The organism is Vreelandella hamiltonii (assembly GCF_014651795.1).
Classification (GTDB): domain Bacteria; phylum Pseudomonadota; class Gammaproteobacteria; order Pseudomonadales; family Halomonadaceae; genus Vreelandella; species Vreelandella hamiltonii.
In genome coordinates this window covers 75535-89360 of record NZ_BMXO01000001.1, presented here as the reverse complement: position 1 = coordinate 89360, position 13826 = coordinate 75535, and the positions used below count along the sequence as shown (strand labels likewise).

The 13826-nt window shown below is 61.8% G+C and carries 11 protein-coding genes; 4 read left to right on the top strand and 7 right to left on the bottom strand.

Going from position 1 to position 13826, the window contains the following annotated elements; genetic code table 11:
- Positions 1-138 precede the first annotated feature (138 nt).
- The 4 genes from IE061_RS00455 to IE061_RS00440 form a co-directional block, all read right to left on the bottom strand.
- Positions 139-1791 carry an alpha/beta hydrolase gene (locus IE061_RS00455; RefSeq protein WP_189463362.1) on the bottom strand — a complete coding sequence of 551 codons (1653 nt, stop codon included), beginning with the start codon at positions 1789-1791 and terminating at the stop codon, positions 139-141.
- A gap of 64 nt (positions 1792-1855) precedes the next feature.
- Entirely contained in the window at positions 1856-2653 is a 798-nt protein-coding gene (locus IE061_RS00450; protein ID WP_230478336.1) for a MipA/OmpV family protein, read from the bottom strand.
- A 505-nt stretch (positions 2654-3158) separates the two neighbouring features.
- Complete coding sequence (locus tag IE061_RS00445; RefSeq protein ID WP_193460678.1) at positions 3159-4610, bottom strand: SLC13 family permease; 1452 nt, start codon at positions 4608-4610, stop codon at positions 3159-3161.
- Positions 4611-4834: 224 nt separating this feature from the next.
- Positions 4835-6094 carry a M20/M25/M40 family metallo-hydrolase gene (locus tag IE061_RS00440; RefSeq protein ID WP_193460677.1) on the bottom strand — a complete coding sequence of 420 codons (1260 nt, stop codon included), beginning with the start codon at positions 6092-6094 and terminating at the stop codon, positions 4835-4837.
- A gap of 191 nt (positions 6095-6285) precedes the next feature.
- On the opposite strand from IE061_RS00440, the gene IE061_RS00435 reads away from it, so the two are divergent.
- Positions 6286-7512: a YbfB/YjiJ family MFS transporter gene (locus IE061_RS00435; RefSeq protein WP_193460676.1), complete on the top strand. Its 1227-nt coding sequence runs from the start codon at positions 6286-6288 to the stop codon at positions 7510-7512.
- A gap of 63 nt (positions 7513-7575) precedes the next feature.
- Complete coding sequence (locus IE061_RS00430) at positions 7576-9039, top strand: sodium-dependent transporter (protein ID WP_016914456.1); 1464 nt, start codon at positions 7576-7578, stop codon at positions 9037-9039.
- 146 nt (positions 9040-9185) lie between these two features.
- Here IE061_RS00430 and IE061_RS00425 read toward each other — a convergent pair whose 3' ends face one another.
- Entirely contained in the window at positions 9186-10484 is a 1299-nt protein-coding gene (locus IE061_RS00425) for a Y-family DNA polymerase (protein ID WP_016914454.1), read from the bottom strand.
- Positions 10481-10924, bottom strand: coding sequence for a LexA family protein (locus IE061_RS00420; RefSeq protein WP_016914453.1), 444 nt, complete (start codon positions 10922-10924; stop codon positions 10481-10483). The genes IE061_RS00425 and IE061_RS00420 overlap by 4 nt, the downstream gene beginning before the upstream one ends.
- 343 nt (positions 10925-11267) lie before the next feature.
- On the opposite strand from IE061_RS00420, the gene IE061_RS00415 reads away from it, so the two are divergent.
- Positions 11268-12152, top strand: a complete 885-nt coding sequence (locus IE061_RS00415) for an alpha/beta fold hydrolase (protein WP_016914451.1) — start codon at positions 11268-11270, stop codon at positions 12150-12152.
- Between the two features lie 50 nt (positions 12153-12202).
- Complete coding sequence (locus IE061_RS00410; RefSeq protein WP_016914450.1) at positions 12203-13219, top strand: patatin-like phospholipase family protein; 1017 nt, start codon at positions 12203-12205, stop codon at positions 13217-13219.
- Position 13220: 1 nt separating this feature from the next.
- On the opposite strand, the gene IE061_RS00405 is transcribed toward IE061_RS00410, so the two are convergent.
- Entirely contained in the window at positions 13221-13784 is a 564-nt protein-coding gene (locus IE061_RS00405) for a Smr/MutS family protein (RefSeq protein ID WP_016914449.1), read from the bottom strand.
- Positions 13785-13826 lie beyond the last annotated feature (42 nt).

The window sequence follows — 13826 nt, the reverse complement described above, 5'->3', positions numbered from 1 at the left end:
ATTGTATTTTTATTGTACTTGAATAGTACAGAAATGCTGCTGCACGATCATAAAGTGTATATTTAACAAATGTTTATAATTTTACAGTTGGCACAAAAAATAGCAGGCTAAATAGCCTGCCGGTGAAATGGGTTATCGTCAGCGCGTCAGATGATCGCGCAGGCGCTGCAATTGCTCAGCATCCCAGCCGTCGGGTTCGGTGAGGGCTGCCCAGGCATCGATGTAGTGTTCGGCGGCGATTTCATGCCCATAGCCGTCGGGGGCGCTGCCCACGGTCAGGTCGACCAGCAGCTGTAGCATGGTCACCACGGGGTACCAGCGTAGCGCTGGAGAAACATCTGGCCCACGAGGTGCACGCATCCACTCGGGTTCTCGCCAGAACGCCGCCGGCTCGAAAAAGGTGATGGGGTCGCTGGCATATTGTAGAAACGCAATGCGGAAATCTCCCCATGGGGCAGCGGCTTCCTCCAGCCCTTGGGTCTGGTTCATGAACCTTACAACCGCGCCCTCGCGAAACGTGGGTAGCCATGCGGGGGAGCCCGGATCGCGGTCGGCGGTCACGGCGCGCCAGGTGTCGCTGCGAAAGGGAGGGCCGCTCCACAGCACGCCTTGAAAGGGGTCGTCGATGATATCGTAAAGATCGAAGGATAGATCCGAGTTGAGCGCGCCCAGGCTCAGGCCAAAGAGGTAGAGCTGCGGTCGCTCATCGCTGGGCAGCTGGCTCCAGTAGCGGTAAATGGCCGAAAACAGCGCGCGGGCACTCTCGACGCCGTACTCTGCTTCGGAGATCAGCGACAGGTGGCTGGGTAGATACGAGTACTGGGCGGCCACCGTGGCAATATCGCCGCGATGAAGATACTCCACGCTGTGCTGGGAGCGAGGGTCGATCCAGCCGCGGCCAGTGGGGGTCGCGATGACCATGACCGAGCGTTCGAACCCGCCGGTTCTGATCAGCTCTTCGAGGGCCAGCTCGGCGCGCTGAGTGGCGGTTTCGGCGGCGTTCAGCCCGACATAGACGCGAATGGGGTCGAGCGCGGGCTCACCCAGAAACGCCTCCATGTCCTCGGCCGTAGGGCCTTGGGTGACGAAGCGCCTGCCCCGGCTGCCCAGCGCTTCCCAACTGATCAGCGACTCGGCGCTGCCGGGCACATTGGCCGCTTGCGGGGGGCTCAGGTCATCCTGCATCAGCTCGTCCACCTGCTGGTAGGAGCGGTCAGCCACCTGTAGTGCGTAAGAAAAGATGACGCCCTCGATGATCAGCCAGAACAGCGCCACGGCGGAGACGATGCCCAGCACCTGGGCAGTGCGATGGGGCAGTACATGGGCAAGCTTGTACGAGAGCAGCTTGAAGGTGCGCTTGAACAGCCGCGCGACCAGCAGCAGGCTCAGAAAGACCCCCATGGTGATCAGCGCCACGGCCAGCGGGCGTGTGCCGCTGGTGGGGTCCATCTCCATCAGTTCGCGAATGCTGTTTTGCCACTCGGCCGCGCGCCATAGAAAAATCACCGACACCACCAACGCGACCAGGGCGGCCAGCTGCTTGAGCGTGCGCTCCAGGGCGGCTTTGGGCTCTGGCAGGTGCAGGTAGTGCCACAGCGTGCGCGCAATGACGCCCAGGGCATACCCCGCCGTGACGCTGAGCCCGGAGACGATGCCCTGAGCCAGCAAGGGGCGGGGCACCAGGCTTGGGGTGAGTGAAAAGGCAAAAAAGAGCGTGGCAAGCAGTAGGCCCGTGCCCGACAAGCGGTTCAGCAAGGGCCTCATGCGAAAGTGCTCGAGACGGTTTTCCATAACGTTTTTCATGGCCTGGTTCGAGGGCAATCCATTTGGCGAGTGGGTTCCAGACGCTACCGTATTAGAAACGGTAGGTCAGTGATACCCCACTCAGCGCCTGCCAGGGGCTTCCCAGCTCATCGACGATCGGGCTGTCGGCGGCGTTGCCGGTCAGTCGGTTAGCGCCGACGAAGCCGGTGGCTGTCCACTCAGGGGTCAAGGCGTAACTCAGGCTGGCGTTTGCGCCCAGCCGCCAATAGCCGCCATCCGGTGCGTAGGTGGCCACTCCGCTGCGGGCGCTATCCTGGTCGGAAACTCCATACAGAGATTGAGTCCAGCGCTCGTTGGAGTAGTTGACGCTGGGGGATAGTACCAGCAGCAAACGCTCGCTGAGCGGGGTGCGCAGGGTGGCGCTCGCCGAGAACGTGGCGCCTTCCATGTCGCCGGTCACTGCGCGGCTGCCAGCCACGCTGTAGCGCCAGAGCCCATCCTGGTAACTGACTCGCAAGCCCAGCGTGGCGCCACCATCGATTGTTTCGAAGGCGCCAAGGTCACCCTTGTTATCGCGGCCGAAGGTGTAGCCGATAAAGGGCGAGGCGCTCCAGTTGCCCTGGCGCAAGGCGTGCCACTCGATGCCGTCGCGCAGATTGATGGAAAGCTGGTCGCCATAGGCCAGGTTCAGTACGGGCAGTGCGCGGGCTTCGTAGTCGTCGCTACCGGCATAATCAGGGGCGTAAGCAACTCCCGCGCCCACGCTGCCGCTCCATTGGTCGGCCAGCGCCATGGGGGCCAGGGCCATGCAGGCGAGCGTTACCAGGTAGCCCAGGGGGCGTGAGTGGGAGCGAGAGTAACGGCTTGAAATCAGGGAGCGAGTCGGCATGGGAGCATCCAGAATGTGAGAGAAACGTGCATGATTGTATGTTTGGTTTAAAACCAATCGCAAGCCAGCGCTTGATATTTATCACGGCCCGCCCATAAAAACTTTTTGACCTTTCATATCCCAGGTTAGATAACTCGACGTCTATAAGGCGCACTGTGTGCCCATGACGCAGGGACAGCGTTACAAGGAAGTGCAAGCAGGGAGTGCTTGCGGCGCACAAGGATGCATGGACAGGACGTTCGTGAAGTGGGATCAGGGAGGACCTGATAAAGCCTCGGCCAGCGATGGTCGGGGTTTTTTTATCTCAGATTAATGCAGTTGTCATATAGAAGCGGCAGAGTAGGCAGTGGCATAAGGAAATGTGCCTTCAGGGAGTACTATCAGGCAGGAGCGCTTGAGCACCAGGGATGCATGAACAGGACGTTCATGAAGAAGGATCAGGGAGGAGTCAGTACAACCCCGGCCAGTCATGGCCGGGTTTTTTTGCCTATTCGCCCATCGTGGCTCAAGGCGTGGGCAGCAACAGCGGCATGATGAAATAGACGAACAGAGTAATCACGAGGGCGCTGACCAGGTTCATGGCAATCCCCGCCTTGGCCATCTGCTTGATCGTGATACGCCCGCTGGAGAACACGGCCGCGTTGGGCGGCGTCGAAATGGGCAGCATGAAGGCACACGTGGTGGCGAGTGCCACGGCCACCATCAGGCCCAGCGGGTTACCCGTGGTGATGGCAGCTGCCAGGCCTGCGGTAATCGGCAGGGCCATGTTGGCCGTGGCCGTATTGGAGATGATTTCGGTCAGGAACAGCATCAGCAGGACCATGAACAGCAGCAGCAAGAAGTAATTGACGCCATCCAGCAACTGCAACTGCTGGCTGATCCAGCCCGTCAGGTCACTGGCGCTGAACGCTGCGGCCAGCGACATGCCGCCGCCCCACAGGATGAATAGCCCCCAGGGCAGATTTTTCATGTCGTCCCAGATCAGCAGGCTGCGTTTTTCACTGTGGGCCGGGATGATGAACAGCGATACCGCCGCGATCACGGCAATCAGCGTGTCGTTGATCGGCAGGTCGAAAAAGGGGGCCAGCCAGCCCCGCAGCGCCCAGGCCAGAGCGGTCAAGACGAAGACGGTGAGGACGCGCTTCTCGTCCTTGGTGATGGGGCCGAGCTTCTCCAGCTCCTGAGCCACGAAGTTGACTTCCAGGCGCGTATTAGGCACCCGGGAATAGATACGGGTGAGATAGACATACAGCGCGACCAGCAGCAGCAGGGTCAGCGGTAGGGCAAAGATCATCCACTGCAAAAAGCTGATTTCGATGTCGAAGAACTGCGGAATCATGGCGACCACGATGGCGTTGGGCACCGAGCCGATAATCGTCGCCAGACCGCCGATGGACGCGGCATAAGCCACGGTGAGCAGCAGCGTACGGGCAAAGGCCTCGCGCTCCTGGGGGCCAAACTGATCGCGCTCATCCAGCTCGCCCAGCAGGGCCACGGCGATGGGCAGCATCATCAGCGCGGTGGCCGCATTGGAAATCCACATCGAGAGAAAGGCCGAAGCAATCAGAACCCCCAGCACGATGCTGCGCAGGCTGTTGCCGATCCGGTTGACGATGGAGAGCGCGATACGGCGGTGCAGGTTCCAGCGCTCGATGGCGATGGCCAGAATGAAGCCCCCCATGTACATATAGATGACCGGGTTGGCATACCCTACCACTGCATCGTTCATGGGCATCACCCCTGTCAGCGGGAGAACGATCATGGGCAGGAACGAGGTCACGGGAATGGGCACCGGCTCGGTCACCCACCATACCGCCATCCAGGCCGTCAGCCCCAGAACGATGCGCGGCATGGGGTCGATCAGCGTCGTGGGCATGGCCAATTGAATGAGCACGAACAGTAGCGGTCCAGCGAACAGCGGCGTCCAGCGTCGCCACTCTTGCGTTAGTGCAACCATCATGATCTCCTGGTTTCAAAATTTACTTAATTAGAAAGGAAAAATTTAGGGCTGCATCCTACCACTTAGGTTTATTAATCGTTGGTTGTAAGAGTAAGACTTTGGTCGAGAATAAAAAACATTAGCCACGGGGGAGGTTTGAAAACCGAGTGCCAGCAGAAGGCCGGAGAGAGGAGAGAGGAGAGAGGACCCCCGGCCAGTGCAGGCCGGGGGAAGTGCCGGGGTCAGTCGGTGCTGTCAGCATCGCTTTCCGGTTTGCTGCTGCCCTGGTGGGCAAGCGGGCTGGCTTCGTCCAGGCGCGGGTGGTTGTCCTTGAAAGCCTGATGCAGGTCGGGCATGGCATCCATGGCCTGGATGGTGTGCGTCAGGGCGTGCACGGCTGCCAATACGTCCTGAGTATTGCCGGTTTCCGAAATGGTGTGCATGTTGCGGATGGGGAAGCCCATGGAGGTGGCCGCGCTGTCGATGGAGGCCAGTACGCCTGCCATGCCGTCGGTGCCGGTATCTACCCCGACGATATCCCGCTGCATGGGAATGTCGTGCTCCCTGGCGGCGGTGGCAATGATGCGATTCAACTGCTCACTGGCAATCGAGCCCACCGACAGCGTGAACCCCTTGCCCATTTCCAGCGGCTGCATGCGCTTGTCGCCAATGCCGGGTGCGCCCACGTAATCGTGGTTGACGTCCACGCCGATGATGGCATCGGGCTTCAGCTCGCCCGCCATCACGCGGCTGCCTAAGCGGCCGATCTCTTCGTAGCTGGCAATCGCAAACATGACGCGAACCTTGTCGGTGCCACCGGCTTCGGCAACGAGCCGAGCGGCTTCGGCGGCGACAAAGCAGCCCAGTCCGTTATCCAGGTAGGCGCCGTAAAAGGTATTCGGGCTGAACCCCGGACGGATGGGACGATTGAAGATGATCGAGTCGCCGGGGCGCACGCCCAGGTTGAGGACCTGCTGCTTCTTGTTCTCTCCGTGAATTTGCAGGTCCAGGTAAATCTGCTCTTTCTTGATGCCCTTGCTGCCATCACGCTGGGCTGGGTCGGAGAAGTGAATTGCGCCCAGGGCTTCCACCGTGCCGCCGTCGATGCGACGGTAGCTGCCTGGGGCCTCTGGGTCTTCACTGAACAGGGTGACTTCATGGCCGATCAGCACGCCCGGCAGGAAAGAGTCGGTATTGATCCAGATCTTGCCGTCCTCCCCAATCGAGCGAACCTGCATGCGGATCTTGTCCGCATGGCCGATGATCATCAGCTTGAACATGTCATCGCGGCCTGGGTGGGTATCCAGCACCACGCCCGCATTGCCTTTAAACTGGTGCAAATGCCAGTCGCTGGGAGCGAAGCTCTCGAAGTAGGGCTTCAGCACGCCGTAGGTCATCGCGCCTTCCAGGCCAACAGGGCTGGGGGCCGCCAAAATATCGCGCATCAGTTTGAACTGCGCGTCGGGCATCGGTTGCGTCCAGGGTTTTGCAGTATCGCTCATCGTGCTTACTCGCTTATGACGGTGGTGAAACGTGAGCGTTAGTCTGCCAGATTCCGAGCACTAATGCGCTGCTTCCACATGCCACGTTTAGCCGATAGTACGGCGCTGGTTTCCGCGTATGATGGAAGATAGCTGGCTATCCATTGAAGCCACACTACCACAACAAAAATAGTGACGACGAGGGAGTGTCCATGCCTACTGCAAGCGTTCAGGCCCAGCGCTTTAAAGTGCTGTTGGCGGGGGTATTTAGCCAAATTTTATGTATCGGCATTGCGCGGTTTGCCTATACGCCGCTACTGCCGGTGATGCAGCAACAGAGCTGGGTTAGCGACGCCGATGGCGGCTGGCTAGCGGCGTTGAACTACGCAGGCTATATGCTAGGAGCGGTGCTGGCGGCCTCTATTCGCACGATTTATCTCAAAGACACGCTGTTTCGCATTGGCTTAGTGCTGGCCGTATTAACCACCGCCGGTATGGCGCTGACCGAACACTTTTGGGTATGGGCGGGGCTGCGCTTTTTGGCGGGGCTCTCCAGCAGTGGCTCGATGCTGTTGGCGTCAGGGCTGATTTTGCACTGGCTGATTCAGCACCGTCAGCGAGGCGAGCTGGGCATCCACTTTGCAGGTGTCGGCATCGGCATTGTGGTGGCGGCTTTAGCCGTAGAATTGATGCTGGCGCTGGCAATGAACTGGCAAGCCCAGTGGTGGGGCTTTAGCGCGTTGGGGGCGGTACTGCTGGTGCCTGCCTGGTGCTGGTTACCGCGCCCGGTAAAACCGGTGGTAGGCAGCGCTGCCAGTCATCAAGCACCTGCAACGCCGCCTAGCCGCACCTTTATGCGTCTTATGCTGCCCGCCTACTTTTGTGCGGGCTATGGCTATGTGATCAGCGCAACGTTTTTGGTCGCGATTGTGGAGCGCGAACCGCTGCTGGCCGGGGCCGGGAACTGGGCCTTTGCATTGGTGGGGCTGGCCGCAGCACCCGCCGTGATGCTGTGGGATTTAATCGCGCGGCGGATTGGTTACTTAGGCGCGCTGATTGTGGCCATGCTGGTGCAGGTAGTAGGCATTGTGCTGCCTGCGATCAGCCCAACGTTACCGGGCGTGTTGATTAGCGCAGTGCTCTACGGCGGCACGTTCCTGGGTTGCGTCAGTTTAGTGCTGACCATGGCGGGTAGGCTGTACCCCGCCAGCCCCGCCCGCTTGATGGGACAAATGACGTTGGCCTACGGCGCAGCGCAGATTGTGGCCCCTGCGCTCACCGGCATGCTCGCGGAAGCCTCTGGTCATTATTATGTGGGCCTATGGCTGGCTGGTGGCTTTGTAGGGGCCGGGGCGCTGCTGTTGGCGTGGTTGCGCAGAGTGGATCAAACCGCCCAGCGGCTAGATGCCGAGGCAAAAGCAAGCTATGCCAAGCCGTGATACGTGGGCTTTCGCAGCAAAATCCTCTAGGATAGGCGCTTTTTTCTGACAGGGTAGAAGGGCATGGCGTCTTCTGGACAACCGCGTATTCAGTGGCTGGGCCGCTGGGGCTTTGTGTTGGCAGCTACCGGCTCGGCGGTAGGCTTGGGCAATATCTGGAAATTCCCCTATATCACCGGGGAGTACGGTGGCGGCGCTTTCGTGCTGGTCTATCTGGCCTGCATCCTGGCCGTCGGGGTGCCCGTGATGATGACCGAGATCGCTTTTGGTCGTCGTGGTCGCGGTAGCCCCATCGATGCCATCCGCCGGGTGGTCAGCGAATCGGGGCGCTCCTCCGGCTGGTCGTTGATCGGCTGGATGGCCATGCTTTGCGGGTTCATGGTTCTGTCGTTCTATGTGGTGGTGGCCGGGTGGTCCTTCTCCTACTTGTGGAAGATGCTCTCCGGTGGTCTGGCGGGCAGCAGCGTCGATGACATGGCGGCGATCTTTGCGGCCAACAACGCCAACCCGTGGGTGCTGGGCGGCTGGAGCACGCTGGTGACGCTGTTGACCATGCTGATCGTGGGCAAGGGCGTACAGGAGGGGATCGAGAAGAGCGTCAGCTGGATGATGCCGGGCCTGGTGCTGATGCTGGTGCTGCTGATCGTGTTTGGCGTGTTTTCCGGTGGCTTTGGTGACGCCGTCCGCTTCCTGTTCTCGTTCAATGCGGGCAGCCTGTCCAGTGCCGGTATGCTGGCGGCGCTGGGGCACGCCTTCTTTACGCTGTCGCTGGCCTCGGGGGCCATTCTCACCTACGGCAGCTATCTCCCCAAAGGGGCCTCCATCGGGCGTACCACGGTCAGCGTGGCGCTGGCCGATACCGTGGTGGCGCTGATGGCCGGGCTGGCAATCTTCCCGGTGATCTTTGCCAACGGCATGAATCCTGGCGAAGGGCCAGGGCTGATTTTCATGAGCCTGCCGCTGGCTTTCCAGGCTATGCCCTTGGGCACCCTGTTCGGTATTCTGTTCTTTTTGATGCTCTCCATGGCGGCACTAACCTCATCCATCTCGATGGTCGAAGCCACCGTCTCCTGGCTGTGCGACAACAAGGGCATCACGCGCCCGGTGGCCGCCTGGTCCACCGGGATCGTGCTGTGGCTGGTCAGCACGCTGGCGATGCTGTCGTTCAATCTGGGCGCTGACTGGACGCTGGCGGGCAGGCACTTCTTTGACTGGTTGGACTACCTGACGTCCCGTTGGATGATGCCGCTGGGCGGGTTGGGCATGGTGCTGCTGGCCGGGTTCGTGCTCAAGAACGAGACGTTCCGCGACGAGCTGGGGCTGGCTCCGCTGCCCTATACGCTGTGGCTGACCATGGTGCGCTACGTCAGCCCGCTGGGCATCCTGGTCATCTTCGTCGATGCCCTGGGCCTCTATCAGGTCTCGTTTGCCCAGCACTGGCCGTGGCTGCTGGCGATCCTGGTGGCCATGATGGCAGCGGGTGAAACCTTGAGCCCACGCTTGCGCAAGGCCCTGAAAGCTGCCTAGGAGGGCCAATCCTGCCCGGTGTTCAGGCGGCGCTGAAGGTCGTTGAGCTGGCGATGGGCCACGTCCGGGCTGGGCGCATACTCGTCATCAGATCGTTGATAGGACATAAGGCAAACTTTTGGCGTGCGGAATCACTAGCCTAGCGGCTATCGGTGAGAAGTAAACGCCGCGATGGCTCCCGGGTGGGTGCCGGCTTCCAGCAACTCGTTCCAACGCGTGGTGTAGCGGCGCGAACGGTGCCCGCAGCGCAGCTGCCAAGCGGCGTCCGGGTCGCGCATGCCAAAGTGGATGGTGCCTTGCCCCATCCGCTGGTTGATGGCATCCACCGCCCGCATCACGTGGGGGTGCGCTTTGGCAGGCGGTGCCAGCAGCGAGAGCTGGTACTGCTGGGCGTCTACCAGGTCCACCAGCATGACGCCTGCTTTCATGAACACGTATCCGGGGCGGTACATCTGCTCCATCCCTTCCTTGACGGCCTGCAGAATGAGCCGCGTGTCGTCGGTGGGAGCATCGAGGGGAATCATGGCACGGGGGGCCAGCTGGGGCAGGTCCCTGCGATGGCGGCTGGTGGTCAGAAACATCAGCACCGCACGGGCCAGACTACCCTGCTGGCGCAGTTTCTCGGCGCTGCGCTGGGCGTGCTGGCGCAATGCATCGTGCAGTTCCTCCTTGCGCCCCGTGGCACGCCCGAAAGAGCGTGAGGTCATGATGCGCTGGCGGGGCTGTTCGACGGCGTTCATCTCCAGGCAAGGCGTGCCGCGCAGCTCGAGGGCGGTGCGCGCCAACACTACCGAAAAGCGCTTGCGCAACTGCCTGGGGTCGCTATCACGCAGCTGCCAGGCGGTACGAATACCGCTCACGGCGAGCTGCTCGGCAAGCCGTCGGCCGACTCCCCATACCTCGCTCACCGGAAGCTGTTTGAGCAGTGCCTGGGTGGTGGCAGTGTGGGCAGCCAGCAGACATACCCCTTGATAGTGGGGCTGCTGCTTGGCCACGTGATTGGCCAGCTTGGCCAGCGTATGCGTGGCCGCCAGCCCAACGCAGACGGGCAACCCCAGGTAACGGCGAACACGGCGGCGTAGCGCCACGCCCATGGCCTGGCACTGGGCGTCATCGAAGCCATCCAGGTAAATGAACATCTCATCAATGGAGTAGGGGGCGACCTCTGGGCAGGCTTCACGCAGCAGCTGTGCCAACCGCGCCGACATGTCGCCGTACAGCTCGTAGTTGGAAGAGCACAAATGGATCTGGCCCCGACGCCGCAGCCCTTCCAGCTGGAACGCTGGCGTCCCCATGGCAATGCCCATGGCTTTCAGCTCGGCAGAGCGCGCAATCACGCAGCCATCGTTGTTGGACATGACGCCCACGGCCTTGCCTTCCAGCGTGGGCTGGAATACCCGCTCGCAGGAAACGTAAAAGTTGTTGGCATCCACCAGACCGATCATGGCAAATACTCATGAATGACGGCGCGCACTACCCCCCATAGCTGGCACTCGGCCTCTTCCAGCGGCAGCGGAGGGTAGTGCGGATGAGACGAGCACAAATGCGGCGTACCGCGATACAGCGCGTAGCGCTTGATCAACAGCTCCTGGTCGAACAGGGCGACCACAATGTGGCCCAGCCGAGGCGGCACGCTGCGGTCTACCACCAGCAGGTCGCCGTCGAAGATGCCCCACCCCTCCATGCTGTCGCCGCGGGCAGTCAGGTAGAACGTCTGTGTCGGGTGCTTGATCAGCCGCGTGTTGAGATCCAGCGTGCGTGGCTCGTAATCCTGCGCGGGGGAAGGAAAGCCGCTAAAACCCGCGCGACCACTCAGCGAGGCAAACGGAAGAGGCAAGGGCGTTGACGGCAAGGCGGTCGCAACGGCAGTGGGTTGAGACGGCATCGTCGGGCTCCTCACGAATGAATAGTGTGTTTATATACAGTATTTGTGGCCAGTATTCATTCCTGCGGAAAAAAATGCAAGGTGCCGGGGCGAAGGTAAGGGTACGAGGAGGCTAACGGGCCAGCCAGAGGCCAACCACCAGCGCACTGATGACCGTGATCCAGAACACGAGATTGCGGGCGCGGGTGTCGCGACGAGGTTTCATCGGGTTGTCTCCAGCAGACAGGAAAGGGTGGCCCACCATGGGCCGCTCGAAATCAGCGCATAGGCTATGCCAGGCATGGTAACGTTTGGTGCTCGAAGCGTCATCCGGCGCAGGGTTTTTTGTGAAGAGAGAGGGCTGATGAAAGGTTCCGAGTTTAGCGGCAGTACGCCGCTGTCGTTGGCCAATGGGCGCCTGGCGGCCCTGAGCTGGGGGCGCCACGATGCCCCGGTGTGGGTCGCCCTGCACGGCTGGCTGGATAACGCGGCGAGCTTCTCGCGGCTGGCCCCCTTGCTGGTAAAGCGACTCAACATTCGTATCGTTGCCCTCGATTTTCGCGGGCACGGCCACTCGGCCCATGCGCCCTTCGGCAGCGACTATGCGCTGTGGGACTACCTTCACGATGTGCTGGATGCCATGGAGGCGCTGGAGATCGAGCAGGCCACGTTGCTGGCGCACTCGATGGGGGCGGCAGTCTCCTGCCTGCTGGCAGCGGCGCTGCCCGAGCGTGTCGCACGGTTGGTGCTGCTGGATGGCCTGGGGGCACTGAATACGCCCGCAGAGGAGACGGCCAGCCAGCTGCGCAAGGGCCTCACCGCCCACCGCCGCGTCGCTTCGCGCACGCCCCGGTATGCGGATATCGAACAGGCCGTTGCCGCCCGGGTGGCAGGCGGCGTGACGCCGCTGGATGCTATCACGGCCAGGCCGCTGGTCGAGCGTAACACCCAGGCCACGGCGGATGGCAAGGTCGCCATGCGCACCGACAGCCGCCTGCTGAAGCCTTCCCTGGTCCGCCTGACGCCGCAGCAGGTGCTGGCCATACTGGCAGAGATTCAAGCCCCCGTGCTATTGATAGAAGGAGAGCGCGGTATTCTCGGTGAGCGCCAGTGGGCGGTGGCCGCTCGGCAGGCGGTTCCCCGCCTCACCCGCCATGTGCTGGCGGGGGGGCACCATCTTCATCTGGAGCCGCAGGCCGTGGCCCAGGTCGCCGAGGTGATTTGCTGTAGTCCCAGTGGTGAAGAGTAGAGCGGTGAAGAGAAGAATAGAGCGGTGAAAAATAAGAAGGAGGGTGTGCCGTGGTGAGTCTGTTGGCAGGGAGAGCGCTGGGTGAGGGAAACAAGGTGGCTCTGGTGCTGGGCAGCGGCGGGGCCAGAGGCTACGCGCATATCGGCGTGATCGAGGCGCTGGAAGCGCGGGGCTTCGAGATCATCTCGATAGCGGGCTGCTCCATGGGCGCGCTGATTGGCGGTATCTACGCATCGGGCAAGCTGCCCCAGTATCGGGATTGGGTGTGCCATCTCGACTATCTGGACGTGCTGAAGCTGGTCGATGTGACCTGGAGCCCCATGGGGGCCATGCGGGCCAACAAGGTCATGAGCAAGCTGGAAGAGCTGGTGGGTGACGTACTGATCGAGGATCTGCCGATCCCCGTGACCACGGTGGCCACCGATCTGGTACGCCAGCGCGAAGTGTGGTTTCAAAATGGCCCGCTGCTACGCGCCATACGCGCCTCCATTGCGGTGCCTGGCGTGATTACTCCGGTGAACCTGGGCGAGCAGGTGCTGGTGGATGGCGGGCTGCTCAACCCGCTGCCGATGATGCCCATTCTGGCCGCCCATGAAGCGGATTTTGTGGTGGCGGTGAACGCGACGGCCCATAGCCCGCAGCCGGTGACCCTGGAAGAGCTGCTGCCCCGTGACGAGCCTGCCCCGCCGCAGACCCCCTCGGAGCGCGAGCGAGAGGCCAACATTGGCGGTTGGATGAGCGAAGTGCGCGCCACCACGCGCCGACTGTGGGGCGGCCTGGGCGGCGGTGAAGAAGAGAACGATGACGATGAAACCGTCGACCTGCGCGGCAAGCGTGAGTGGGGCAAGCTGGACATGATTCTGGAGTCGTTCGATATCACCCAGGCGGCGCTGGCCAAGTACAAGGTGGCCGGGTATCCGCCGGATGTGCTGATCGAAGTGCCCAAAACCGTTTGCAGTACCTATGAGTTCCATCGCGCCAACGAGTTGATTCGCCTGGGGCGCCATCTGGCGGATCAGGCGCTGGAGCGGCGCATGCCCAGTATTGCCTCGGACGCTACCGAGTGAGCTACTGGCCGCGTTTGCGCAGCAGAATATAGACCGCCCCTGTGCCGCCATCCACGTCGGTGGCGGAGCAAAACGCCAGCACGCCAGGCCACTCTCGCAACCAGGCGTTGGTGTGACTCTTCAAGACAGGGAAATCCGCGCTGCTGCCCCACGCCTTGCCGTGTACCACCAGCACGCAGCGCAGCCCCTGGGCTGCGGCATCGCCCAGAAAGCTCTCCAGCTCCAGGCGGGCCTCTTCCAGCGTGTAGCCATGCAGGTCGAGCCCTGCTTGCCAGGCGGTTTGCCCCCGTTTGAGCTGGCTGAAGGTGCGCCAGGGCAGGTCCGGCACGCTGAACTCCAGGTACTCGGAGGGGCGCACGGCTTCGACACGGCCGTCGGAGGTGCGGCCGCTGCCCTGCAGCGTGCTGCCTTCCACGGCGGCGCGGCGGCGGGCCTCGCGATTGTCGGGTTGCCGTTTGGGTTTGCCGGGGTCCGCCTGGTTGGTGGCAATACGGCGTACGCCTGCTTCCTGCAGTGCCTGGCGAAAGGCACTGATATCGTCGTCGTTGGGCAGGTGTCGCGTCATGGTCGGCTCGGCATCGGTGAAAGTACACGGTGATAAAGATGC